Annotated in this window: 26 protein-coding genes and 1 pseudogene; 22 read left to right on the forward strand and 5 right to left on the reverse strand. The window is 45.2% G+C overall.

The genetic code is table 11. The features are described 5' to 3' along the window. The 3 genes and pseudogenes from T359_RS19505 to pfkB all read right to left on the reverse strand — a co-directional run. A pseudogene (locus T359_RS19505) lies at positions 1-203 on the reverse strand (IS5/IS1182 family transposase); the annotation flags it as partial. A 150-nt stretch (positions 204-353) separates the two neighbouring features. Next, the gene (gene ptsP / locus T359_RS0105950) at positions 354-2,060 is read right to left on the reverse strand and encodes a phosphoenolpyruvate--protein phosphotransferase (protein WP_035783953.1); all 1,707 of its coding nucleotides are present in this window, start codon (positions 2,058-2,060) and stop codon (positions 354-356) included. A 2-nt stretch (positions 2,061-2,062) separates the two neighbouring features. Next, positions 2,063-2,983: a 1-phosphofructokinase gene (gene pfkB / locus T359_RS0105955; protein WP_026516668.1), complete on the reverse strand. Its 921-nt coding sequence runs from the start codon at positions 2,981-2,983 to the stop codon at positions 2,063-2,065. A 189-nt stretch (positions 2,984-3,172) separates the two neighbouring features. Here pfkB and fliY point away from each other — a divergent pair, with 189 nt between their 5' ends. The 17 genes from fliY (at position 3,173) to T359_RS0106040 (ending at position 18,499) form a co-directional block, all read left to right on the forward strand. Next, entirely contained in the window at positions 3,173-3,778 is a 606-nt protein-coding gene (gene fliY, locus T359_RS0105960; protein ID WP_026516669.1) for a flagellar motor switch phosphatase FliY, read from the forward strand. A 9-nt stretch (positions 3,779-3,787) separates the two neighbouring features. Then, positions 3,788-4,924 carry a DUF4317 domain-containing protein gene (locus T359_RS0105965; RefSeq protein WP_026516670.1) on the forward strand — a complete coding sequence of 379 codons (1,137 nt, stop codon included), beginning with the start codon at positions 3,788-3,790 and terminating at the stop codon, positions 4,922-4,924. A 319-nt stretch (positions 4,925-5,243) separates the two neighbouring features. Then, positions 5,244-5,777: a TetR/AcrR family transcriptional regulator gene (locus T359_RS21380; RefSeq protein ID WP_051545029.1), complete on the forward strand. Its 534-nt coding sequence runs from the start codon at positions 5,244-5,246 to the stop codon at positions 5,775-5,777. A 26-nt stretch (positions 5,778-5,803) separates the two neighbouring features. Beyond that, positions 5,804-6,733 carry a hypothetical protein gene (locus T359_RS0105975; RefSeq protein ID WP_026516671.1) on the forward strand — a complete coding sequence of 310 codons (930 nt, stop codon included), beginning with the start codon at positions 5,804-5,806 and terminating at the stop codon, positions 6,731-6,733. 14 nt (positions 6,734-6,747) lie between these two features. Continuing rightward, positions 6,748-7,593 carry an SDR family oxidoreductase gene (locus T359_RS0105980; protein WP_026516672.1) on the forward strand — a complete coding sequence of 282 codons (846 nt, stop codon included), beginning with the start codon at positions 6,748-6,750 and terminating at the stop codon, positions 7,591-7,593. A gap of 37 nt (positions 7,594-7,630) precedes the next feature. Then, positions 7,631-8,434 carry a DUF1295 domain-containing protein gene (locus tag T359_RS0105985; RefSeq protein ID WP_026516673.1) on the forward strand — a complete coding sequence of 268 codons (804 nt, stop codon included), beginning with the start codon at positions 7,631-7,633 and terminating at the stop codon, positions 8,432-8,434. An 18-nt stretch (positions 8,435-8,452) separates the two neighbouring features. After that, positions 8,453-9,076 carry a hypothetical protein gene (locus T359_RS0105990; RefSeq protein WP_026516674.1) on the forward strand — a complete coding sequence of 208 codons (624 nt, stop codon included), beginning with the start codon at positions 8,453-8,455 and terminating at the stop codon, positions 9,074-9,076. 22 nt (positions 9,077-9,098) lie between these two features. Next, positions 9,099-9,815, forward strand: a complete 717-nt coding sequence (locus T359_RS19515) for a hypothetical protein (protein WP_155840013.1) — start codon at positions 9,099-9,101, stop codon at positions 9,813-9,815. Then, a complete protein-coding gene (locus tag T359_RS0106000) occupies positions 9,790-10,428 on the forward strand; it encodes an endonuclease III domain-containing protein (protein ID WP_026516675.1) in 639 nt (212 codons plus the stop codon). Before T359_RS19515 ends, T359_RS0106000 begins: the two co-directional genes overlap by 26 nt. A gap of 104 nt (positions 10,429-10,532) precedes the next feature. Continuing rightward, the gene (locus tag T359_RS0106005) at positions 10,533-10,748 is read left to right on the forward strand and encodes a hypothetical protein (RefSeq protein WP_026516676.1); all 216 of its coding nucleotides are present in this window, start codon (positions 10,533-10,535) and stop codon (positions 10,746-10,748) included. A gap of 183 nt (positions 10,749-10,931) precedes the next feature. Next, a complete protein-coding gene (locus T359_RS0106010; protein WP_026516677.1) occupies positions 10,932-11,228 on the forward strand; it encodes a hypothetical protein in 297 nt (98 codons plus the stop codon). 24 nt (positions 11,229-11,252) lie between these two features. Beyond that, a complete protein-coding gene (locus T359_RS0106015) occupies positions 11,253-11,735 on the forward strand; it encodes a flavodoxin (protein ID WP_026516678.1) in 483 nt (160 codons plus the stop codon). A gap of 162 nt (positions 11,736-11,897) precedes the next feature. Continuing rightward, positions 11,898-14,327, forward strand: coding sequence for a leucine--tRNA ligase (gene leuS, locus T359_RS0106020; RefSeq protein WP_026516679.1), 2,430 nt, complete (start codon positions 11,898-11,900; stop codon positions 14,325-14,327). A 114-nt stretch (positions 14,328-14,441) separates the two neighbouring features. Continuing rightward, positions 14,442-15,566: a cation diffusion facilitator family transporter gene (locus tag T359_RS0106025; protein WP_026516680.1), complete on the forward strand. Its 1,125-nt coding sequence runs from the start codon at positions 14,442-14,444 to the stop codon at positions 15,564-15,566. A gap of 65 nt (positions 15,567-15,631) precedes the next feature. After that, positions 15,632-17,290 (forward strand): sensor domain-containing phosphodiesterase, encoded by a 1,659-nt coding sequence (locus T359_RS0106030; RefSeq protein ID WP_026516681.1) that lies wholly within the window; start codon positions 15,632-15,634, stop codon positions 17,288-17,290. Between the two features lie 8 nt (positions 17,291-17,298). Then, entirely contained in the window at positions 17,299-18,036 is a 738-nt protein-coding gene (locus T359_RS0106035; RefSeq protein WP_026516682.1) for a hypothetical protein, read from the forward strand. Between the two features lie 211 nt (positions 18,037-18,247). Next, positions 18,248-18,499 carry a hypothetical protein gene (locus T359_RS0106040; protein WP_026516683.1) on the forward strand — a complete coding sequence of 84 codons (252 nt, stop codon included), beginning with the start codon at positions 18,248-18,250 and terminating at the stop codon, positions 18,497-18,499. An 86-nt stretch (positions 18,500-18,585) separates the two neighbouring features. Here T359_RS0106040 and T359_RS0106045 read toward each other — a convergent pair whose 3' ends face one another. Together T359_RS0106045 and T359_RS0106050 are read right to left on the reverse strand one after the other, a co-directional pair. Next, complete coding sequence (locus T359_RS0106045) at positions 18,586-19,245, reverse strand: YczE/YyaS/YitT family protein (protein WP_035783883.1); 660 nt, start codon at positions 19,243-19,245, stop codon at positions 18,586-18,588. Between the two features lie 23 nt (positions 19,246-19,268). Next, positions 19,269-19,466, reverse strand: a complete 198-nt coding sequence (locus T359_RS0106050) for a hypothetical protein (protein ID WP_026516685.1) — start codon at positions 19,464-19,466, stop codon at positions 19,269-19,271. Positions 19,467-19,665: 199 nt separating this feature from the next. Between T359_RS0106050 and larB the strand changes: the two genes are divergently transcribed. From larB to T359_RS21385, 5 genes are read left to right on the forward strand one after another with little or no spacing between them, the layout of a single operon-like run. Further along, positions 19,666-20,436 (forward strand): nickel pincer cofactor biosynthesis protein LarB, encoded by a 771-nt coding sequence (larB, locus tag T359_RS0106055; protein ID WP_026516686.1) that lies wholly within the window; start codon positions 19,666-19,668, stop codon positions 20,434-20,436. Positions 20,437-20,456: 20 nt separating this feature from the next. After that, positions 20,457-20,900 (forward strand): hypothetical protein, encoded by a 444-nt coding sequence (locus tag T359_RS0106060; RefSeq protein ID WP_026516687.1) that lies wholly within the window; start codon positions 20,457-20,459, stop codon positions 20,898-20,900. A 32-nt stretch (positions 20,901-20,932) separates the two neighbouring features. Then, the gene (locus T359_RS0106065; RefSeq protein WP_026516688.1) at positions 20,933-21,535 is read left to right on the forward strand and encodes an ABC transporter ATP-binding protein; all 603 of its coding nucleotides are present in this window, start codon (positions 20,933-20,935) and stop codon (positions 21,533-21,535) included. Then, positions 21,522-22,994, forward strand: a complete 1,473-nt coding sequence (locus T359_RS0106070; RefSeq protein WP_026516689.1) for a 4Fe-4S dicluster domain-containing protein — start codon at positions 21,522-21,524, stop codon at positions 22,992-22,994. Before T359_RS0106065 ends, T359_RS0106070 begins: the two co-directional genes overlap by 14 nt. A gap of 43 nt (positions 22,995-23,037) precedes the next feature. Next, positions 23,038-26,106, forward strand: a complete 3,069-nt coding sequence (locus T359_RS21385; protein WP_051545031.1) for a response regulator — start codon at positions 23,038-23,040, stop codon at positions 26,104-26,106. Positions 26,107-26,128: the final 22 nt, after the last annotated feature.

Raw genomic sequence — 26,128 nt, forward strand, 5'->3', positions numbered from 1 at the left:
ATGAAAGGGATTTTAATGAGAGTGACAGGATCCATGCTGGGTCTTCCCATGTCTGAAGAATACTTATTTTCAACAAGATCATATATGAATGACCAGTCGATGGCTTTATCAATAAGCCTGAGCATGTGGTCCTGTGGAACCAGATCGTCCATGCTCACAAACTGCATCTGTTCGCGTTTTCTTTCGGTATTAGAAGTCATCATAAAGGCAATCCCCATCCCCAACTTTGATACTTCTATTATACCAGAAAAAGCGCCTCAAGCCCAGATAAATACTGAGTTTCCGGCACTTTTATAAAGAAAAATCCACGGCAGATGCCGTGGACTTTGTCTACAGTCTGACCCTTGCAGAGATCAATCTGCAAGGGTTTTCTTTATTTCATCTATATTGTCCAGGGACATTATTTTTTCTGTGAGCTCATCAGCATCTTTTTTATTCCATTTATGTATATCATGTCGGCATTTGAGAACAGAAGACGGGTCGACACTGAACTCCTTAAGACCAAAGGATATAAGAAGAGGTATAAGGAGAGGATCCGCTGCGGCTTCTCCGCACATCCCCACGGGAATTCCCGCATTTTTTCCGCAGCCTATAATATGCCTTACAGATCGCAGAACTGCAGGATGGAAGGGGGAGTCCAGATAGGACAGGCCGCTGTTTCCTCTGTCTGCGCACATGGTATATTGTATGAGGTCGTTGGTGCCAATGGAAAAGAAATCCGCTTCCCTGGCAAGGATATCCGCAATAAGGCTGGCGGAAGGGGTCTCTATCATGCAGCCGATCTCGATATTTTTATCGTAAGGAATATGCTGCCCATCAAGCTCAGTCTTAATGTCTTCCACCATGCTTTTTACAGAGCGAAGTTCTTCTATGCAGGTCACAAGAGGAATCATTATCTTGACCTTTCCGTAGGCGCTGGCCCGAAGAAGGGCCCTAAGCTGCAGGGAAAAGCGCTGCCTTTCTGCCAGGGAATACCTGATGGCCCTAAGTCCCAGAAAGGGATTTTCTTCCTTTTTAAGGTTGAGATAGGGGATATCCTTATCACCGCCCACATCCAGGGTTCTGACGATGACGGGCCGGCCCTCCATCATCTCCGCTATTTTCTTATAGGCTTCGAACTGTTCCTCCTCGGAGGGCTCTGCCTTTTTATCCATAAAAAGAAATTCTGACCTGAATAGACCTATGCCTTCGCCGCTTTGTTCAAGAACTCTGGCGGCTTCCTCAGGGGTTCCTATATTGCAGAAAAGGGAAAGCTTTTGGCCGTCGGCGGTTACGGTTTCTTTTCCAAGGTACTGGGAAAGACGGGCTATTTTCCGCTGCCTTTTTTGGAAGAGCTCGCTGTATTTATCCAGTTCCTCCCGGTCCGGATTTATAAGTGCCAGTCCCTGATCTCCGTCAACAATGGCTGTATCCCCATCCTTTGCTAATTCAAGGACCCTTTCTGCGCCGCAGACAAGTGGTATTTCCATTGCTCTTGCTATGATGGCGATGTGGGAGGTTCTGGTTCCTTCTTCTGTGATGATACCGTTTATGTTCTCCCTGACTATCTGCGAGGTCAGGGAAGGTGGCAGATCTCTGGCTACCAGGATTGAACCCTTGGGAACGGATGCTATATCCGTGTCCTTTAGGCCCAGAAGAAGCTTTAGCATGGAATTTCTCACGTCCAGAATATCCGCAGCCCTCTGGCACATCAGCTCATCATCCATACCGGAAAACATGCGGATAAAAATATTGCAGACACTGTCCACAGCTTCTTCGGCGCTATGACCTTCTGCGATAAGCCGAAGCATTTCATCCGACATGGAAGGATCGGAGATAAGAAGGAGCTGTCTGTCCAGGATAAGAGCTTCCTTGGGGCCTGCCTTTTCCTTCAGGCTGTCGGACTTTTCCAGAATTTTTTCTTTGAATGTATTTACTGCTTTTTCGAAGCGCTCTTTTTCGGCAGGAGCATCATTGCAGGTACCGGCTTCGTAGCTAAGGTCCGGGGAGGAAACAACAAATATTTTGCCTGTCCCGATACCGGCTGAAGCTGCCACTGCTGATAGCGTATGTGATGCCATTATCATGACTCCTTTCCTGAAATGAGATTGTAGAGAGCGGATATCTGATCAACTGTGGCAAGATCCTCTGAAAAGGCTGTGGCAGAGCCTGCCGCAGTGCCCATTTTAAGGGCTTCTTCATAGGAACCGCTCTTAAGATATCCTGCGATAAAGCCGGCAACCATGGAATCTCCAGCCCCTACGGAATTTTTGACAGTTCCCTTCGGTGCGGGCATGCTGTAGGCCTTACCCTCTTCTGTCAGAAGAAGAGCACCGTCACCGGCCATGGAAATAAGCACGTTCCTTGCGCCCATATCCCGGAGCTTTCCTGCGTATTCCTTATATTCTTCAATAGTTGTAAGGGTTTTACCGAACATTTCCCCCAGCTCATGGTTATTGGGCTTTATCAAAAAAGGTCGATACTTCAGGACTTTTTTTAGAAGGTCTCCGGTGGCATCCACCACGGTGCGGACATTTTTGCCCTCCAAAAAAGCCAGGATCCTTTCATAGATATCGCTGGGAAGTGAAGAGGGGATGCTGCCCGCCAGTATGAGAATATCCTCATCCTGAAGGCCTCTTATCTTATCAAACAGCTCATTGATGGCAAATTCCGGTATTACCGGACCCTGAGCGTTTATTTCCGTCTCTTCTTTTCCCTTAATTTTGACATTTATTCTGGAAATACCCTCCGGAAGGGTGATGAAATCGGCACCTATCCCGCGCTTTTTGACGCTTTCTTCTATGGCGGTGCCTGTAAAGCCCGCCACAAAGCCCAGGGCGGTGCTGTAATATCCTAAGTTCTTAAGAACAGTTGATACATTGATTCCTTTTCCTCCGAAATAGCACTCTTCGGAAAGGGTGCGGTTGGTCATACCCGCAAGAAGCTCATCTGACATGTGTACAACATAATCGATGGCCGGATTAAAGGTGACTGTGTAGATCATTTTTGCTCCTTTAGAAGACTTTATGCTTATAAAAGTATCTTAACACCTATTGATAACAAAATGGAAATATTCTTAAAAAAGCATAAAACTATAGCGCAATTACGTGAATTAAACTAAAATATTTAATATAGGCTAAATGTCTGAAATTATTTTGCTGCCATAAACCCAGAGTCCTTAAGGAGGCTTATCGTGGAAGAGTTTATTCTGAATAATGAACAGATAGATATTTTAGGTGAGATCGCCAATATCAGTATGGGAAATTCAGCCACTACTCTCAGTATGATGGTTAATAGAAAAGTCGATATCACGACTCCTAATGTAAAGGTCATTAAAAGGAGCGAAGCTCTTGATGACTATGAAAAGACCTGTATTTTTGTGCAGATTCATTATGTAAAGGGCCTTGAGGGAAATAACGTTCTGGTTCTTAAGGAGCATGACGTTAAGGTTATGACTGATCTTATGATGGGCGGCGACGGAACCAATACTGCCGGTGATATCTCAGACCTTCATCTGTCTGCGGCTTCCGAGGCCATGAACCAGATGATGGGTACCAGCGCAACATCCCTTTCATCAATGCTTGGGGTTGCAACGGACATCAGTACTCCCATTGTTAATCAGATAGATGTGGAGAGCATAAAAGTTTTTGAAAAAATGTTTGATACTACTTACGATAAATTTGTTAAAATAGCATTTAGGATGACAATCGGTGACCTGATCGATTCCGTTATGGTACAATTATATCCTACGGAGTTTGCACTGGATATGTGCCAAAAATTTATGAACAAAGGAAAATGATAATAACAAATGAATAAGGCAGAAACATTAGAGATCAAGAAACAGTTTACACCTGAAAGATGCACCATCGACCACATCTGCGCATGCCTTGTGGATCATGAAAAGAACAAGAGGCTTGTTTTCAAAAAGGCCTTCAGACAGCTGCCTGACGAGCAGATGTACAAGTATTTGGATATTTTCCAGCATACCCTTGCAGGAACATTTGGCAAGAACCTTATCAGTCTTGAGTTTCCTCTTGACCAGGAACAGCCGGGAGGTACTCAGGACTTTCTTTTGACCTTAAGAGATTCCCACTTGGAAGAAGACGAGATAATTGACGAGTTCTACGATAAGATAATCGCCAACTATATCAACGGCGAGAACTATCTTATCCTGCTTGTTCATGCCATCTACGACATTCCCGGAGTATCCTCCGACGGAATCCAGATGGAGGACGCTTCAGACAAAATTTATGACTATATTCTCTGCAGCATCTGTCCTGTGAAGCTTTCCAAGGCCGGCCTTGGCTATAACGAGAGCAAAAATGATATAGAGGAGAGATTCCGGGACTGGATCGTGGAGGGACCTTCCAAGGGCTTCCTTTTCCCGGCATTCATCGAGAGGGATATGGATATCCACAATATGCTCTACTTCACCAAGAAGCCCGATGACCTTCAGCCTGAGTTCGTGGAGGCAATGTTTGGAGGAATGGCTCCCATGCCTGCTCCCGAGCAGAAGAATCTCTTCGATGCCCTGGTTCAGGACAGCATCGGTGATGATGCAGACTACGATATCATGAGAAATATCCATGATAACTTAAATGATATGATCGAGGATCACGAGGGAGATCCGGAGCCACTGGAGCTCACCAAGAAGGATGTGAAGCAGCTTCTTGCAGACAGCGGAGTTCCCGCAGAGAGACTTGACTATTTTGACCAGAACTATGAGAGGACTGTGGGAGAAGAGGATGTACACCTTCTTGCCACCAACATCGCCAACACCAAGAAGTTCGATATCGAGACTCCCGATGTTGTGATCAAGGTTAAGCCCGACCGCGCAGATCTTGTAGAGTCCAAGATCATCGACGGCAGACAGTGCCTTGTCATCGCCGTGGATGACCATATCGAGGTCAACGGAATAAATGTTAGAACATTTATGAATAAATAAAAAGAGGCTGCCGTGCTATGTCGCGGCAGTTTTTTTAGTGGATATGAAAAATATGTAGTTGTGATACCCGGAAGATTCAAATCCGCTGAAAGTATAGAAACACCCTGGATATTGATATCAAGGGGCTTTCACGGCATATCCTCGCCAAAAAGCGGCTGCAGAAGTCTAAACTATTTCCGTGTTATACTGTGACAACTACATATTTTTTACATTACTTTTTGCTGTAAGAAAAGTTCTTTAAATCCCATGGTTGACAAATCTATGGTAATTGTTAAAATTTAAATGAACACGTTCATAAAAATAAAAAGGATGATTTCCCATGCCCAAGATTATCGAGAATTTAAGAGAACAGATAGTGGAAGAAGCCAAGAAGCAGCTGATGGAAGGCGGCTATGGCAAGACCACCATAAGAAGCGTAGCTTCTGCCTGCGGGATAGGCGTGGGCACGGTGTACAACTATTTTAAGTCCAAGGAGCTTCTTATCTCAGCCTTTATGCTGGATGACTGGTACAAGTGCACTATCAGGATGAGTGAACTGGACCCTTCGGATACAGATGGCTTTTTCAGGGGCGTTCTGGCAGAACTTAAGGGATTTTCAGAGAAATACAGTTATCTCTTTCAGGATAAGGATGCAGCCTCAGCCCTGTCTTCCGTATATACCGAAAGGCATGAACAGCTTCGCACCATGCTGGCAAGGCTTATAAAACCCGCCTGCAAAAAGGGCACCGGCAGATTTGAGGACGAGAACTTTCTTCCCGTTTACATAGCGGAATCCATCCTGTTTTTTACCATGTCAGAGACCTCAATAGAGGATCAGATGAAAGCACTCAGGCTGCTTGCCTGTGATGAATAATTAGTTATATGAGAAGGAGTAGTGTAATGAGTAGTTTTGAGAATCTTCGAATCGTTGATAACTTCTACCAGACATCACTGTTTTTCCCGATGCCCACTGTAGTTATCAGCACTATCTGTGAGGACGGCACCACCAATCTTGGTCCTTACTCACTGATCCAGCCCTATTATGTGGCCGGAAAGGATTACTACGCGATGCTTCTTAATTGCCGTAATTCTTCCAACACCGCCCAGAATATCTTAAGAACCGGCAAGTGTGCCATCAATTTTATCGACGACAATCCCAAGACCTTCAAAGAGGCAGTGAAGCTCTCATGGCCCGGGGATAAGCCATCAGAGAAGATGCCCAAATGTAATTTCAAATTGGAAAAGAGCCTTATTCAGGAGGAGAATCCCAGCGACATCCGTCCTATGGTAATGACAGATGCCATCGAGGTTCTGGAGTGTACCTGGATGAGAGAGCTGGACGGTGCCGACAAGGATCAGCCCGGCGTTCTTGAGGGCTATGAGGGACCTTATCATGATTTCAACGGAATCACCAGTAAGTTCGGAGCTCATTTCATTCTTAGAATAGACAAGATCCTTATGAAAAAGAAATATTCCGATGCCATTATCAACGGCGTAAAGGCCGGAGACTTCCCGCCTCTTCCCGTGGACTACGGCTACAGGGATTCCAAGAACTTCTGGTTCCACAGGAAAAAGCGCATGAGAGCGGAGCTTTTACAGGTTAGGGAGGCTTCACTTTCATCTGTGAGATATGCGGCAGACAGGGCAGACGACAAGATCAAATTCACCGATGACGCCCTTAAATGCCTTCTGGGAGTGCCCAGAGTATTCCTTCCCGCAGCCCTTAAGGGATGTGTAGAGTGGGCAAGAGAGAACAATGTAGAACTTGTAACCGAAGAGCACATGAAGATAATCAACGACAAGCGTGCTCAGGAAAAGAAAAAGAAATAAGAGGAGAGAAAATTATGAAAGTTGTACTTGCAGGCGCTTACGGCAATCTTGGCGCGGATATTTTCAGATCATTAGTTAAAGAGGGACACGAGGTTGTGGCCCTGGATATGGCTCAGAGAGACATCGGAGTTGATAAGAACTTTACCTTCAGGAAGGTGGATGTTACCAACCCTGAGACCCTGAAGGGAACCTGCGACGGAGCAGACGTTGTCATCACAACCGTAGGTCTTACCAAGACTTCAGCAACAGTTACCAACTACGAGATCGACTATCAGGGCAATCTCAATCTTCTGAATGAGGCTAAAAAGGCAGGAGTTAAGAACTTTACTTACATCTCCGTGATCAAGGCTGACAAGGCTCCCGATGTGCCCATGCTTCATGCAAAATACCTTTTTGAGGAGGAGCTCAAAAAGAGCGGCCTTACCTATGTTATCCACCGTCCTACAGGCTACTTCTACGATATCGTGAAGGTATTCCGTCCCATGGTAGAAAAGGGCCAGGTCACACTTCTTGGAAAGAAGCCTGTTCACGCCAATGTTATCTCCACTGAGGACTTCGGTGAGTTCATCGTTAAGCACATGATGGATGAGAACAAGAGCTACAACGTAGGCGGAAAAGAGACCTACTCCTACGAAGAGATCGCAAATATGTGCTTCGAGGCAGCAGGCAAGCCAGCTGTTATAAAGAGAGCTCCCGAGTGGCTCTTTGATGTTCTTGCCTTTGTTAACAAGCTCAAGAAAAACGGTAAGGAAGCTATCCTTAAGTTCTCCAAGTGGACCCTCACAGAGGAGATGGTGGGAGATACAACCTACGGCGATATGAGCTTCAAGCAGTATATCAAGGACAGCTTCAAGGCCTGATCGGTCCGTTAGAAATAATTAATAGAGAGGATAAGATATGTTCTGGAATTTATTACTTATTATCTGCATTGTATGTGCGATTTTATCATCTGTTGGATTTATCAAATACGTTTACTTTTTATCCATCGGTTATGGCTTTGCCATTGCCGGAGGCGGATTGACAATTCTTGTACTTGCCCTTAAAAACGGCTGGACCGACGGCGTTTTATGGCTTGCCATCCTTCAGGCAGTTCTTTTTGTGGCCTACGGAGCAAGACTTTCAGGCTTCCTCCTTGTAAGAGAGTTTAAGAGCGCCGGCTTCCAGAAGGCTGCCCAAACTGAAATTGAGGGCTTCAAAAAGCTCCCTATCTTCGTAAGCACTCCCATCTGGCTCTGCGTTGCTGTTCTTTACACAGCCCAGGTGAGCCCTATGCTCTACAGATACGCTAACGGCTCCAAGGATGTGACCCTTCCTGTTATCGGCATCGTTATTTCTGTGCTGGGACTTTTACTGGAGTCTCTTGCAGATAAGCAGAAATCCGAGCAGAAGAAGGTTAACCCCAAGATGGTAGCTACCCAGGGACTTTACAAGATCGTAAGATGCCCCAACTACCTTGGGGAGATCATCTTCTGGACAGGAGTATTCATCAGCGGAATCACAACCTACACAGGAATCGGCCAGTGGCTTATGGCTATCATCGCTTATGTCTGCATCGTTTATATCATGTTCAACGGTGCTCAGCGACTTGAGAAGAGACAGATGGCCCGCTACGGAAATGACAAGGAATACAACGACTACGCCGACAAGACACCTATCATTATTCCTTTCCTTCCCATCTATCATCTGAATAAAAAGGCATGATCTATGGAGGGTAAAAAGATGAAGGAATTTTCTGTTCCCATGGCACTGGTGGATTTCATTCCGGTGCTGCTGTTTGCGGTGGCAGCGATCATGCTCCAGAGAGATCTCTACAACAAAATGAGTAAGGGAGCCTTCGCTCTGTTTGCCACAGGCACCATTGATATTATTTTTGCCGGATTTTTAAAGGCTCTGTATAAGCTTCTTTATGCTACCGGAATCTGTGATTTCAAGCCTCTTTCTGAGATGTTTTTCCCGGTGCAGTCTCTGGGATTTCTTCTTGCAGGAATTGGTATTACTGCAATGCTTTTCCACAGACAGGGTGAGGGAGCGGCTCTTAGCGTTGTTCCGCCTGTTTTTTCAGGAACTCTCATATTTGTAACTGCTATGGTCCTTGGCGTTGCACTTATTTATTTTGTTCTTTGTGTTGTTGCAGTGAAAATGAAAAAGCCCCTTATTATAGTGCTCTTTTTCATATCTTTCCTGTGCTACTTATGTATGGGATATCTTTCAACAAGGGATTTTTCACAAAGTTACATGAACTGGATTGCTCAGGCTATCAATATCATTGGTCAGGGACTTCTTGTTACAGGGGTTATTCTTTTAAGAAAGTATGGGTTGGTGGATTTTGTATTAAAAAAATAAAATGACAAAGTGGGGAAAAAGTATGCACGACTTTTTAGTGTCAAATATTCAGCCGGTGTTGTGGGTGATAACCGGTCTTGAGTTTTTGTTTATTGTATTGTTTGCGGGATTATATAAAAGAACAAAAACGACTGTTGTTCTTTGCATGTTACTGACAACTGTGGGCCTGGTGGCAGATGCTTCCCTGATCGCTCTGGGAGGCGTTGTGGGAGAGATACCTCTTTTCCTGGCAAGGCTCAGATTCATCTTTCACGGAGCCCTGGTGCCCCTTATCTTTCCTATCTGCGGATACGGACTTAAGCTGGGGAAAAGAGCCATGTCAGCCCTTTGGGTTTTCACAGCCCTGGTGATGGTCCTTGGTATAGCCCATGCCTTCGGTGTGGACCTTGTTACAGCCTCTGTGGGAGCTAACATCAGACATACCTCCTCAGCCATGACCCCCGGATGGGCAGAAGCCATCAGCAGGCTTCTTTCCTTCGGAACCGTAATACCGCTTATCATCTCAGGTGTTGTGGTCTGGATCAGATTCAAAAATCAGAACCTGTTTTTCTCCGGACTTTTGATGTTTGTGTTCGCGGCTCTGGGCCCTGCAACGGGAAATATGGATCTTTTATTTGTAATCAGTATGTTTGGTGAGCTTTTTATGGTACTCTTTTATTATCTGTATGTTATCAAAGACGAGAAGTTAGAAGAGAATAATAAGAGCGAATACTATGACGAAGAAAAAGCTGTGTCTTGAGGTTATCAAAAGACTAAAAGAAGAATATCCCGACGCTGTCTGTACACTGGACTATTCCCAGGCCTGGCAGCTGCTTATCAGCGTGAGGCTGGCGGCTCAGTGTACGGATGCCAGGGTTGATCTTACAACCCCCAAGCTCTACGCCAAGTTCCCTACGGTAGAGGCCCTTGCTAATGCTGAGGTTTCAGAGATCGAGGAGATCATAAGGCCCTGCGGTCTTGGCAATTCCAAAGCCCGGGATATCTCAGCCTGTATGAAAGTCATCCATGAGAAGTATAATGACAATGTTCCGGACAATATGGAGGAACTCCTGGCCCTTCCCGGCGTTGGCAGAAAGAGCGCCAATCTCATCCTGGGGGATGTGTTTGGCAAGCCCGCCATTGTCACGGATACCCATTGCATAAGGCTTTGTAATCTAATTGGTCTTGTGGATGATGAGAAGGACCCTGCCAAGGTGGAGAAGGAGCTGTGGAAAATAGTTCCTCCCGAGGAGGGGAACAGCTTATGTCACAGATTTGTAACCCACGGCAGAGCGGTATGCGTAGCCAGAAGACCTGACTGCATTAATTGCTGCCTTAAAGATATTTGTAAAACCGGTCGATATATTAAATGAAGAAAAGTTTATAAAAACGTTATTTGACGTATTATTTCATCCTCTATAAAATATCACTTAGCTATTTGATTTTTTATGTGGGACAGATCAGAGAGGTTTTACATATGGATTCTAACGGACTTAGCCCAGAGCAGCAGGCTCTTTTAGCGAGTATAATGTCAAAATCCTCCCAGGCAGGCGGCGGAGGCGGCTTTTCGCCCTCCAGCGTACCGGCGGCAGGAGGAGCAGCGGCCCCGGCAGCAGCACCATCCCCGGCAGATTCCGGCAAGATGCTCAGCCAGGCTGAAATTGATGCCCTTATAGCATCCATGGGCAACTGAAAAATGTTTATTTCGGAAACGCACGTTTACAGTGCGTTTTTTTTTTATGACATCATAAAAAAAGCATAAAAAGAGTATTAAAACGGGTTTTGGCGAGTTGTCAGAATATAGTAAAAGTATTATCATTATATTGTTGAATATGATTGAATAATTCCAAAAATAGAGTCAGAAAGAGGTGAAGTGATGTATATTGCCATGCAGTGCGCTGACAGCAATGGAACACTTAATACAGAGATCTGCACTTTTTATGGGATTAAATACGATTCCAGGTACAGATCGGCTCTTATTTCCACGGAACATTTAAATCACGACTATGTGGTGCCCATCGATCCCAAGGACTATGAGGCAGCGGTTAAGCAGATAATGGCTGCAATGACCGCCCATGCGGATATGATAAATGTTTCGGAGGGCATCGTATGGCGCGGAAGAAAGGGTGAATCCCGTAACGTTAAGCCTCAGAAGATTACTATCACTTTTTAACCGGAATGTATTTAAGGAGATCATATGAGAAAAAATGCAATGGTATGTTATTTTTCAGCAAGCGGCGTAACTGCTACAGTGGCAAAGGATATTGCAGATGCTATCGGAGTAGTTACTTATGAGATAGAGCCAAAGGTAAAATATACCGCAGATGACCTTAACTGGCAGAAGGATGACTCGAGAAGCAACAGGGAAATGAATGATGTTAAGTCAAGACCTGAGATCGGCGGAGAGCCCGCAAATATTGACGGCATGGATGTAATTTTCCTGGGATTCCCCATCTGGTGGTATACCGCTCCGAGAATTATCAATACTTTCCTGGAAGAGTATGATTTCTCCGGCAAGCATGTAGTGCTATTTGCTACTTCAGGCGGCACAGATATAGAGAGGAGCATCAAGGATCTCCAGAATTCCTATACCCGTATCCATTTCGACGGAGGAAAGAAGCTCGATGTGGGAACTCCCAAGCAGGAACTCAGGGCCTGGGCTTCCAAATATGTGTCATAAATTCATTATGTAAGAACTTAAATTGATGGTGTGTTGTGGTTATATAGAAAAAAGGTGTAGTCGCTGGATGGCGTTACACCTTTTTCGCGTATTTGACAACATTTCATCATGATGTATAATTTTGTAGATAGTCTATTAATATAGCAGAGGAGTAAGCAGAGTATGTCAGAAGTTTATAACCATCACGCAATTGAAAAGAAGTGGCAGGAATATTGGGCAGCCAATGATACCTTTAAGACTGATGTTTGGGATTTTTCCAAGCCTAAGTATTATGCCCTGGATATGTTTCCCTATCCTTCAGGAGTAGGCCTGCATGCAGGACATCCCGAAGGCTATACTGCTACTGATATTATGTCCCGTATGAAGCGCATGCAGGGATATAATGTACTACACCCGATGGGATATGATTCTTTTGGCCTTCCTGCAGAGCAGTATGCGGTTACAACAGGTAACCACCCTGCAGGATTTACTGAGAAAAATATAGAGACCTTCTCCGGTCAGCTCAGAGAGCTTGGTTTCGATTATGACTGGTCCAAGATGATCGCCACCAGTGATCCCAAGTTCTACAAGTGGACCCAGTGGATCTTCAAGAAACTCTATGAGAAGGGCTATGCCAAGCATATCGATATGCCCGTTAACTGGTGTGAGGAGCTGGGAACAGTTCTTTCCAATGACGAGGTAATTGATGGAAAGTCAGAGCGTGGCGGATATCCTGTTGTTAAGAAGATGATGAAACAGTGGGTTATCGATCAGCAGGCTTTTGCTGAGGAGCTTCTTGACGGACTTAATGAGATCGACTGGCCCGAGTCCACCAAGGAGATCCAGCGCAACTGGATCGGCAAGTCCACCGGTGTTGAGGTTGATTTCAAGATCGTGGGCGGTGGAGAGTTCTCAATCTTCACAACCTGTATCGAGACTATCTACGGTATTACCTTCATGGTTCTTGCTCCCGACGGAGATATCGTCAAGGGACTTATGGACCGCGTTGAGAACCCTGAAGAGGTTCAGGCTTACATCGATGAGACTCTGAAGAAAAACGACCTTGATCGTACCGACCTTAACAAGACCAAGTCAGGATGCCCTCTTAAGGGTGTTTATGCTGTGAACCCTGTTAACGGCAAGGAAGTTCCGCTGTTTATCGGTGACTTCGTTCTTGCAAGCTACGGTACCGGCGCTGTTATGGCTGTACCTACACATGATCAGAGAGACTTTGAATATGCAGAGGTTCACGGACTTCCTCTTATTCAGGTTATCAACAATACAGAGGGAACTGTGGATGTTTCCGGACATGCCTTTGAGAAGCAGGATTACCTTGGCAAGGGATGCATCCTTATGAATTCTGAGGAATTCGACGGCATGGTTGTCGAGGATGCCAAGAAGGCTATTACTAAGAAGCTTGTGGATATGGGCGTTGCCAGAGAGAAGGTTAACTACCACTTCCGTGAGTGGATCTTTGCCAGACAGCGTTACTGGGGCGAGCCTGTTCCCTGCGTATACAAGGAGGATGGCACCATTGCATTCCTTGATGACTCTGAGCTTCCTGTTGTTCTTCCTGAGCTTGAGGATTACAAGGGACACGGCGGCAAGGCTCCTCTTGAGAATGCCACAGAGTGGAAGGCCTATGACAAGAACGGACTTAAGGGCACAAGAGAGACTTCAACCATGCCCGGCTCCGCAGGCTCTTCCTGGTACTATCTGAGATATATCGATCCTGACAACGACAATGAATTTGCCAATCAGGAGCTTTTGAAGCACTGGATGCCTGTTGATCTTTATATCGGTGGTCCTGAGCATGCAGTAGGACACCTTATTTATTCACGTATCTGGAACCGTTTCTTATATAACGAGGGACTTTCCCCTGTTAAGGAGCCCTTCAAGAAGCTTGTTCATCAGGGCATGATCCTTGGTGAGAACGGCATCAAGATGGGTAAGCGTTTCCCTGAGTTCGTTGTTAACCCCAGCGATATCGTTCGTGAGTACGGCGCTGATACCCTCAGACTCTATGAGATGTTCATGGGACCTCTTGAGGTATCCAAGCCTTGGAACGCAGCAGCAGTTACCGGCGCAAGGAAGTTCATCAACCGTGTATATACATTCTTTACAGAGGCTTCCAATATCGTAGATGAGAACAACGGCAATCTTGATAAAGTTTATCATCAGACTGTAAAGAAGGTTACATCAGACTTTGAGGCTCTTGGCTTCAACACAGCCATCGCCCAGATGATGATCTTTGTCAACGCAGTATACAAGGAAGGCAGCTGCCCAAGAGAGTACGCAGAGAACTTCATCAAGATGCTTTCCTGCATCTGCCCTCACGTAGGCGAGGAGATCTGGCAGGCTCTCGGCCATGACAAGACCATCGCATTCGAGCCCTGGCCTGTTTACGACGAGTCAAAGTGCGTAGAGGACACAGTAGAGATCGCAGTTCAGATCAACGGTAAGGTTAAGGCTACCCTTGCTATCGGCAAGGAGGATCCTAAGGACGAAGTAATTGCCAAGGGCAAGGAGCTCATCGCTGACAAGCTTGAAGGCAAGACAGTTGTAAAAGAGATCTATGTTCCCGGCAGAATCGTCAATATTGTAATTAAATAATATCGGATAAGAAAGGTGTTTCCCTTTGGGGAGGCACCTTTTTTTCATAGGTTCACAAAACCGTGGTATTATAACAATATGTGTAATTTTATTAATGACAGTAGGAGAGTAACTATGGCAGAAAACAATACAGCAGTTGAACGTGGCAAGGTCATCATAAGGACAAGTATTATAGGTATAGTGGTAAATGTGCTGCTTGCGGGATTTAAGGCGATAATTGGACTTGTTACCGGATCCATTGCAATTGTCCTGGATGCGGTAAATAACTTCAGTGATGCGCTTTCATCAGTCATCACTATTGTGGGAACAATGCTGGCAGGGAAGGCTCCCGACAAAAAGCATCCCTATGGCTACGGACGATTGGAATACTTAAGTGCCATGATCATCTCCGTAATAGTTTTATATGCAGGTATCACTTCTCTGGTGGAGTCCGTCAAGGCAATCTTCGCCCATGAAACCCCTAATTACAGCACCATCTCTCTGATAATTATTGCTGTGGCAATAGTGGTCAAGCTTGGTCTTGCAATATTTTTTATCGGAACAGGCAAAAAGATCAGATCAGAATCCCTGATAGCTTCAGGAACCGACGCAAGGTTTGATGCCATCATATCCCTTTCAACCCTGGTGGCAGCCATAATCTTTGTGTTTACAGGACTTTCACTGGAATCCTATCTCGGTGCCATCATTTCTGTTTTTCTTTTGAAAACAGCCTTTGAAATGCTCAGGGATACCATAAGCCAGATTCTTGGTGAGAGAATAGACGGAAACATCTCTAAGGCGGTTAAGAAGACAATCCTGTCAGAGGAAGGCGTTCAGGGTGCTTACGACCTTATCTTCTATGACTACGGTCCTGACAGAGTTATGGCATCAGTGCATATTGAGATACCGGACACTTTTACCGCGGACAGGATCGATGTCATCACAAGAAATGTCCAGGAGAAGGTGTTTCTTGAGCACAATGTGACCCTGGTATCCATAGGCATTTACTCCATCAACACCAAGGATGAGAAGATTGCCAAGGTAAGAAGCGATGTATCAAAGATCATTTCTGCACATAAGGAGATCCTTCAGATGCATGGCTTTTTCATTGATTTCGAGAAAAAGAATATCAGATTTGACCTGGTGGTGGATTTCTCTCCAAACAGAAGAGAGGCATTCCAGAAGGCAATTGATGAGATAAGAGCGGCTTATCCTGATTATAACGTAATTGCCAACATGGATTCAGATTACAGTGATTAATGATATACTATTTATATATGCTCTGAATTTCAGAGCTCAAATGGAGGAGATATTAAGAAAAAAGTATGGCGGGCGGAACTTACGATACCATTAACAGGATTTTTGACACCTTTGCGGTAACCTCAAGAAGCCGATATGTCTATGTTTATGATATGACCAAGAATATAGCGAGATGGTCTCCCAACGCAGTGGATTATTTCGGACTGACCGGGGAGTACGTCTACAATGCCGCTTCGGTGTGGGAGAACAGGATTCATCCTGATGACAGGGACAAGTATACCGAGTACGTGGGTCTTGTTTATGCAGGCAAAAAAGCGGAACCGACCTTTGAGTACAGAGCCAAGAACAAGAACGGTGAATATGTGGTCTGCTCCTGCAGAGGCGTGGTGATCAAGGACTATGCGGGAAGACCTGTGTTCTATGCCTGCTCAATGATCAACAAGGGAATTGTGGACAACAACGATCCCATAACTCTTTTGCCCAACCAGTATGAGCTGCTGAACTATATGAGACAGCTCAAGAACCGCAAAAAGCCCTATGCGATCCTGATGATCAATTTCATTGACTTTGCGGATGTAAACAGACGATACGGTTATATGACCGGTAACAATATCCTTCGGGCCACGGCTGCCAAGCTTATGCAGGAGACCAAGGACCAGGGAAGGACCTACAGGGGCGAGGGAACAATACTTGCCTTTGTGACAGACATCATGTCTGTTGATGATATAAAAAAGCTCTATGGCAGGATGAGGGCCTTCACCAGGGAATCCCTTGTGGTTTCCGGCAAAAAAGTGGGAGCTGAGATCGGCGGAGGCGTTATCTTTGCTGCGGATTTTGCCATAGATGAGCACTCGATATATACCAGCGCCAAGTATGCCCTGGACTATTCCAAGAACCAGAGACACGGCAACCTTATCATTTTCCATAATGATGAGCTGGACAATAAGAGAAGCAGTATCGAACTGGTAGACACCATCAGGAACTGCGTTCTTGAGGGAATGGACGGCTTCTACCTTGAGTATCAGCCCATCAAGGCTGCCAAGGACGGAAGGCTTGTGGGCATGGAAGTATTTGTCCGCTGGAAAAAGGAGCCCTTCGGAACGGTGCCTCCTTCGGAATTTGTTCCCTGGCTTGAGCAGGATCAGACCTTTTACACTCTGGGCAACTGGATACTGGAAAAATCCCTGCTGGATGCCATAGAGATCAGAAAGAATAACAGAGATTTTTACCTCAGCGTCAACCTGGCATTCATGCAGCTTGAGAGATCTGAGTTCAGAACAACTCTGCTGGAGATACTTAGGAAAACTTCCTATCCTGCTACAGGACTGTGCCTTCAGCTGACACAGGGCTCCAGGCAGCTTGGAATGGAACATCTGAAGAGTCAGGTGGAATTCCTGAAGTCCTGCGGTCTTAAGGTGGGACTGGACGTGGCTGATTTTGCTGCCCTGGATCTCACCAGACATCTGCCCATAGATGTTATCAATCTGTCACCGGCCCTTACAGGAGGTGTGACGGATAATCTCACCAGTAAATATGTGGTGGAGTGCATGACGAGCTTTGCCCACAGACTTGGGATCAGAACCTGTTTTACAGGTATAGAAGATGAAGAATCCGCCTTGACAGCAAGGCAGTATCCCATATCTGAGGTCATGGGATATTATTACGGACGCCCCTGCAGTATAGAGGATTTCAAAAAGCAATATCTTAAGAAAGTTATTTCATAGGAGGCTGTATGAGCAGGACCTTCAAGTACATACAATATGAAGATGTACTTAAGTCTTTCAGAGAGTTTCAGAAAACGATTCTGGCTGAAAGGCCTGTTTTCATTGCGCGTCATGGAGATTACGTTCTTCAGATGGAGAGTGTGGATGACAATACTCTCGGTCTTAAGATAATCAACAACGAGAAAAACAAGATAATCCAGAGCAGGACCTATGATGTGAATAAGACCACGGATGAGCTGGTGGCCAGAGGCGTAAGGCATGCCTGCCAGAAGATGTCAGAGCTCAGCGACCAGGAAGTAAACAGAAGGCGAATGCAGGTCTGGAAGTGGTACATCATGGAGTGGCAAAAGAAAAATGCTGATAATACCAAGGAGATGCTTAACAAGGAGCTCATCTGGTCCGAGGAGGGCACTGAGCTTGAGCAGGAGATCCTGGATATCGAGACTTTCCTTCACGGGGACTACCTGAATCTGGGCAACACTCTGGGACTTATAGACAAGTATCTCAATGATGAAAAGCAGAAGGAATGGTTTAAGAAGTTTGTCATTGCCGACATCATGGAGATGACCAGTGAGGATACCAGGGACAGATCCATTGCGGAGACGGAAGAGGCCAATCGTGAGGATGGTATCAAGATTCACACCTATCAGTTTACCGTCAGTGTTGAGGCCACAGACAAGGAACACGCCAGAGCCGCATTGCTGAGTTATCTGGCGGGAGACGAACGCATAAAAGTGCAGAAATAAGCGCTAAAAAATATAAACTTTTGTTTATACTATTTTAATGATTTATTAAGCTAAAGTGACGGTTTTTCCTCTATCTTTTATGAAATTAATGTTATATAATGTTCCCATTAAATGAAAATTTATTACGAAAGCGGCCGGGTTGAGGGGCCCACAAGCACTTTCAGTAAAATCATTTAATCAAAATTTTCTTATGAGATGGAGGAATTGAATAATGAGAAGTTCCGCAAAGACTAAAAAAGGCATGAGTCATGGATGCATCGAGATTATGACTGATGCGATCAAGGCAAAGGAGCAGAACCTATCATACGGTAAGTTTAAGGCTCTTGACATGTTAGGCATTGGAAGCATGCAGGACGAAGATTACAGTTCTGAGTATCATGTTCATTCCGGAAACATAGTTCGCCGCACAGAGCAGACTGAGAAGAAGAAAGCAGTTGCTTTCGTTAAGATCAGACAGGCTTGAGGATGATGAGCTTTACAACTGAATATGCGAATAATAAAAGAGACCACTGATTTCATAGGTCTCTTTTTTGATATCTGAGTATGGTTTTACAGATGGAAAACATGCTTGTTGAGGAACTTGCCCACAACTGTGATGACAGGTCCAAGGAAAAGAGCCATCAGCAGGATTCCGATATTGGGCTTTCCTCCAAGGACAACACCTACTACGATAACAAGAAGGTCATAGGCAATACGGATCACTGCGTAAGGAACCTTTTTCAGTACCTTCTCTGATATGATCTGGGGCATGGCATCATAGGGGGACACGCCCATATTGGCATTGATGTAGAAGGATACGGATATGATAAAGAACAAAAGCGCCAGCACAAAAATCACTGCTCTTGAGGGCATATCTGTGAAATAGTGCTCCGGAATCGTCTTTTCCCATAACCATTTGAAGAAATTGGCGATGTATCCGATAAATACCATGTTTGCAATGGTGCCAAGGCCTATCTGGTTTCTTCCGAAGAGTATTACAAAAATGAACAGGACTGAGTTAAGAAGAAGCTGCCAGGTTCCGAAGAGTATGCCAAGTCTCTCGGATACGGTCCAGTTCATAAAGGTGCAGGGGTCCGTTCCCAGGTCTACCTTTATCAGAAAAGATAAGAAGAATCCCATCAGGAAAACACCTACATTCATGACAATCAGTCGCTTTTTGAAATTGGGCTGATTAAAGTAATTCTTTACATTTTGCATTAAATTGTTCATTGATACTTCCTTTTCGTTATTCTTTACTCTGCTATGTGAAGCGCATAGTAGGAGTTTTTGTAGTTTATAAGGACAGGAGCGTTCACAAAGGCCTCATCTCCCACATAGCAGCGATCGGCCTCCTTGTCAAAGGTATAGGCCCTTCCGTCCGGATCATTGTCGTTGATTATGGCAAGAGCCTGCTCCAGGGTCTCGTCGCCTTTACAAAGATGTATTTTCATATACGTTTCCTTTTTTACAGAATCATGATAAATATAAAAAACAGCAATGGATAGTATAACACTTTACTTAGAGAAGGTTAATAGTTTTTTTACATGTGTTAAGTAAAGGATTGCAATAATGTATGATACAATAATACTAGTGTAGTGTGCCTTTGCGGACTTTTATTCGTAATAGCAATAATTTATTGACGGGATATCTATGGAACAGAAGGATATAAAAGAATTACTTGAAAATGTTAAAGATGGAAAATTGTCTGTAGAGGATGCTCTTTTGCATTTGAAAAAGGAACCCTTTGAGAATCTGGGGTATGCAAGACCGGACCACCACAGAGGCCTCAGACAGGGAAGGGCAGAGGTGATCTTTGGCCAGGGCAAGACCAGGGAGCAGATTGTTGGAATAACCGAGAACCTTATAGCTCACGGCCAAAAGAGCGTTCTGATAACGAGAATGAGCAGTGAAGCCGCTGCCTATTTCAGGGAGCATAAACCTGATTGCGTTTCGGAGTTTTCCTATGACGAAATGGGAAGAGTCGGAATAGCCGGGCAGCAGATAGATTCAGTCCCAAAGGAAGGAAAGATCGTTATTGCCACCGGCGGAACCAGTGATATTCCCGTGGCGGAGGAGGCTGCCAAGACCGCCGAGATCATGGGCAATAATGTGGTAAGGCTCTATGACGTGGGAGTTGCCGGGATTCACAGGCTCTTGGATAAGATTGCCATGGAAGAGATAATGACCGCCAGGGTAATAATCGCCATAGCGGGCATGGAGGGAGCACTGGCCAGCGTCGTTGGAGGACTGGCGGACTGTCCTGTTATCGCGGTTCCCACCAGTGTTGGATATGGAGCGTCCTTCGGCGGGCTTTCAGCCCTTTTATCAATGCTTAACTCCTGCGCCAGCGGAGTCAGCGTTGTCAATATCGATAACGGATTTGGGGCCGGTTACCTGGCCGGAATGATAAATCAAAAATAAGTTTGGGGAGTTTTTCAAAAATGGAGGTTTTACAGATCAGTATTTCAGGCATCATAAGCGGATTTCTTCTGGGACTGCTTATAGGATGCGCATTGGCGGCAGCCTGCTACACGGAGAAGTTTTTAGGTATTATCTTTAAGCCCGTGGAACTTGTTTTGGGGAAGTTTCCGGAGATAACACTGATACTTCCGGTGCTGTTTCATGATAACCCGGAAATTATCTTCTATGTTTGCACCATTGCCACCGCTGGATTTTTCTACGGAAAAATATATAAGGCCCTGGCAGGCACAGATGACAAGCTTCTTGAGATGGCACATATTTTCAGGATGCCCACAGACAGGAAGATCCAGTACATCTTTTTGCCGCAGATCCTGGGAGAACTTAAGGTTTCAGCCCTTATAGGAATTGTCAGGTGCTTCGTGATCGGCATTGCGGCCGGTGTCATCTGTAACATTTTATCTTGAAAAAAGCAGATTAAGTTGGGAGAGGACTAAAGGTGATAATTGAGGTTAAGGAGGTATCCAAATCCTACGGAGACAAGAAGGTTTTGGATAATTTCAGCTTACATATAGAATCAGAGCATACATATATAATTACAGGCCCCTCCGGAACAGGCAAAACAACGCTTCTTAGGCTGGTACTGGGGCTGGAAAAGCCTGATAAGGGCAAGGTCGGACTTCTTGGGGATTACAAGTATCCCTATATAGTCTCGGGCACTGTTTTCCAGGAAGACAGACTCATCGAGAATCTGGACGCCGTTACCAACTGCACCCTGGTCAGCAAGAAGATCTTCAGGGAGACGGTAACGGAGGAGCTTCTGAAGCTCCTTTCCGAGGAGGACATCAGAAAGCCTGTCAGTGAACTGGATGATGGGAAAAGACGTCTGGTGGCCATTGCCAGAGCCTGTTGTATTCCCAATGATGTTTTGATAATGGATGAGCCCTTTTTGGGACTGGATGAAAAGACCAGAGAAAAGGCCATCAGGTTTGTAAGAGACAAGCAGGGCTCGGGGCCCCTTGTAATAGCTACATCTTACACTGAGGGACTGGAGTTTGGCAGAATTATAGAGTTAGAGGGAGATTTTTATGGTAACAAATGATGAAAGCATGAACCGGTTTAAACACAACATTATGGAGCAGGTATGCCGCCTGGAGTGGGAGGGAAACAACGATCCGGAGCATATCGAGCAGCTTATTATGGACATTATTCCCGGTCCTAAGCCTACTTACAGATGCTGTGTATATAAGGAAAGGGAGATTGTAAGACAGAGGATCAGGCTTGCCATGGCCAAGAATCCTTCCTATAATCCGGATTCCAACAATATAGTACAGGTAATAGACCCTGCCTGCGATGAGTGTCCCATCGCGGCTTATTCCGTGACGGACAACTGCAGATTCTGCATGGGCAAGGCCTGCCTTAATTCCTGTAAATTCGGGGCCATCAGCCCCGGTGATACCCATATGCACATCGACCCTGCCAAGTGCAAGGAGTGCGGTATGTGTGCCAATGCCTGTCCTTACAATGCCATCGTGCATCTGGAGAGACCCTGCAAAAAGGCCTGTCCTGTAGGGGCCATCACCTATGATGAGTATGGCTATTGCAAGATAGATGAAGATAAATGTATCCAGTGCGGTCACTGCATTCACAGCTGTCCTTTCGCAGCCATCGGAAGCAAGACCTTCCTGGTGGATATCATCAAGGATATCAAGGCAGGAAAAGAGGTTATAGCCATGTGCGCTCCCGCCACCGAGGGTCAGTTCGGTGATGATATTTCCATGGCCTCCATTAAGGAGGGCTTAAAGAGACTGGGCTTTGCCGATATGGTGGAGGTAGGTCTTGGCGGAGATATGACTGCGGCTTATGAGTCCGCAGAGTGGGCAGAGGCCTACAGAGAGGGACGTAAGATGACCACCTCCTGTTGTCCCGCTTTTATCAATATGTTAAAAAAGCACTTCCCGGATCAGTACAGGGATAACATGTCTACAACAGTTTCTCCCATGTGTGCTATTTCCAGATACCTTAAGGCTACCAGGCCCGGATGTATCACTGTTTTCATCGGTCCCTGCATTGCCAAGAAATCCGAGGCTCAGGACAAGACTGTTTCCGGAAATGCTGATTATGTAGTTACCTATGGAGAACTCAGGGCTCTTATGAGATCCAAGGATGTTAAGTTTGGGCCTGTTTCCAATGAATATCAGGAATCCTCCATCTGGGGTAAGAGATTTGCCACCAGCGGTGGAGTGGCTGATGCTGTTATTGAGTGCATGAAGGAAAGAGGAGAAGATACCTCAGGACTTAAGCTGCATCGCGCCGCCGGAGGAAATGAGTGTAAGAAGGCTCTTACTCTTTTGAAGGTTGGAAAACTTCCTGAGGACTTCATAGAAGGAATGGTATGTCCCGGAGGCTGCGTTGGCGGACCTTCCAGACACAGACATATCACCGAGATCAACAAGGCAAGAGAGAACCTGTTATCTAAAGCGGATGACAGGAAGGTTCTGGAGAATTTAAAGAACTATCCTATGGACAAATTCTCCATGCACAGAGATGGACGATTGTAATTTTTGTTGATACTTTTGCTTTCGTCTTATGAGGCGCAGGTTTATGAAGAAAAGTAAAAATGAGATTGTTCGTGCTATATTCGGTACGTCAGATGATCCAAAGAAGATTGCGGTTAACTGTGTAATGGTCATTTCAACCGCTCTTTGGTCTATTGCCTACGGCTTTTTGATAATAAAGCTTTCTCCTTATCATAATATTTTTACAGGTTTGTTTTACGTACTGAAATATGTTCCGTTTATCCTGACGGCTGCCTTTGGAGGGGCAGTCCCGGGACTAATGGCTGTTCTTATTGTCTTTCTCCAGAAAACTGTGGTTCAGAGCAGTTTCTCTTATCTGACCTTTGCTTATCTTTTGGTGGTTATGGTCATAGAAGCTATGGCCAAGAAAGGATTCTTCAGAAAGTGGCAGACAACCATTCTGGCCGCTGTTATTCAGATGCTTGTTGCCGGAGTATTCTGGGGCGTTATATTGTGGCTCCTTTCCGGCAAACCCCTTTCTTCAATTGATTTCTTTGTTCTTGCCCAATGTTTCCTTAATGAGCTTCCTGACAGCTTCATTTCATGCTTCATTGTTTATTTTGTCTATAAAAAAATTCCGGTGGAAAGGAAGAGACTTATTAACAATGGTAAGTATTACATTGATCCGGAGCTTTTGACGGAAGAAGAAAGATATGAGGTGGGCAACAAGTCAAAGATCGGCAAAGTTATCCTGGGGATAGTTGTTTTTGAAGCTATTGTACTTGGAATTTCTACAGAGGTTGCTTCCAATACTCTGGTTCCAAGCATGAAGATTATCTATGCAGACAGTGAGCAGCCCGGTCCTGACGCTGAGTTCCCTGGGCAGAACAATGAGGACTACAGCCATGTTACCAATGCCGGTATCCTTGAGAGCCGGGTAAGCTTCAGGCTTGCCGCAGAGGCCAGGGATACAGTGGAAGCACAGAAGAATTATGCTCTGGAGGTGGGCTTTAGAAACATTCAGTTCAGCGTAAAGCTTGCAATGCTTATTTCCATTATTGTTATTCCGCTGGCTGCATTTGTGAACAGATATGCCCAAAGAAGAATTGCCGACCCCATCAGATCCCTTTCCAAGGCTGTATCAAGTATTTATAATTCCAGCGACCAGAAGATAAATACCAGTGTCAATGAACTTCACAATCTGGAGATCGATACAGATGATGAGATTGAGGATCTGTATCACTCAGTGGATCTTACCTTCTACAAGCTGGTGGAATATATCGAACTGGTTAAGTCCAGGCAGACCATTGAGGATCAGCTGATTTTGGAGAAGGCCGCAAATGAAGCCAAGTCCAGATTTCTTTCGAATATTTCCCATGAAATCAGAACTCCCATCAATGCGGTTCTTGGTTTTGATGAGATGATCCTTCGCCAGTCCAATGACCCGGAGGTCATCAGGTATGCCACAGATATCCAGAACTCAGGAAAAACTCTTTTGACCCTGATCAATGATATCCTTGATTTCTCTAAGATCGAAGCTGGTAAGATGGAGATAATCCCGGTGGAATATGAACTGGGCTCAGTTATCAATGATCTTGTAAATATGGCAAAGGTCAGGGCTGCAAGCAAGCAGCTTGAGTTTAAGGTGAACGTATCCGAGAGCATTCCTCATATTCTTTTCGGTGATGAGGTTCGTATAAGGCAGTGTGTTACCAACATCATAACCAACGCCATCAAGTACACGGAAAAAGGCAGTGTTACGCTGGATGTTGAATATGAGGATATAGAAACGGATAACCTTGATGAGAGTGATGAGGACAGAATCCTTCTTAAGATAAGGGTTACCGATACCGGAATCGGAATTAAGGAAGAGGATATAGACAAGCTCTCCACAGCTTTTGAGAGAATTGATGAAAAGAGAAACAGGACCATCGAAGGAACTGGCCTTGGCATAAATATCGTAAACAGCCTTCTTTCCATGATGGAATCAAAGCTGGATGTTAAGAGTGTCTACGGAGAGGGAAGCTGTTTTTCCTTTGAGGTTGTACAGAATGTTATAGACAGGGATCCTATAGGCGACTTTAGCAGCGCATACAGAGACAGCGTGGGCAAAACAGACAGGTACAAAGCTTCGTTCCATGCTCCTGATGCAAAGATCCTGGTTGTTGATGACACCAAGACCAATCTGACGGTTATAGAGGGACTTCTTAAACAGACCCAGCTCCAGGTGGATACCGCCACCAGCGGAAGACAGGCCCTTGAAATGGTAAAAGAGAATGTCTATGACATTATCTTCCTTGACCACAGAATGCCTGAGATGGATGGAATCCAGACTTTCCACGCCATGGAAGAGATGTCGGATAACCAAAGTAAGGGCAAGCCTATCATTGCTCTTACGGCCAATGCCATATCGGGATCCAGAGAGATGTACCTTCAGGAGGGCTTTACCGGTTATATGTCCAAGCCTGTTGATCCCGGCAAACTGGAAGAGATGATCATGTCTTATCTTCCTGAGGATAAGATATCCAAACCCGGAGATCCTGATTTTGTACAGGATGAAGAGGCCAATGCAAAAGAAGATGAGGCCATGCAGGAGCTCCTTAAGATAAACGGAATAGACGTTCAGGCAGCTATTTCCAGGTGTGGTTCCGCCACGGCAGCAATAGATGTTATGAATGACTTCATGCTTGCCATTGAAGACAGGGCCAACAATATCGAGCGGTACAAGAATGATGAGGATATAGCCAATTATACGATCTATGTACATGGTCTTAAGAGTTCTGCAAGAGCCATCGGTGCCACATCACTTTCAGAGAAGGCTGAGTATCTGGAAAAATGCGGAAACAAATATGATGTGGATGAGATAGATGCACTCACCGGAGAGCTTCTGGAACTTTACAGAAGCTATCTCACCAAACTGGCGCCTCTGTTTGAGAGAGAGGACGACGACAGAGAACTCATAGATGAAGGGGAACTGGAAGGTGCGTTTGCATCCATTAAAGAATTTGTTGAAGGATCCTATTTTGACAGTGCGGACGATATCATGAAGATGCTGGAAGAATACAGGATTCCCGAGACATCACAGGCCAAATATAAGGAAGTAAAAAGACTTCTTGCAGCGGTTGACAGAGACGGACTTTTAAATATACTTTAATAGTAGTGTCGAATGACGGAAG

It is taken from the genome of Butyrivibrio sp. MC2021 (genome assembly GCF_000621605.1).
In the GTDB taxonomy this organism is placed as follows: domain Bacteria; phylum Bacillota; class Clostridia; order Lachnospirales; family Lachnospiraceae; genus Butyrivibrio.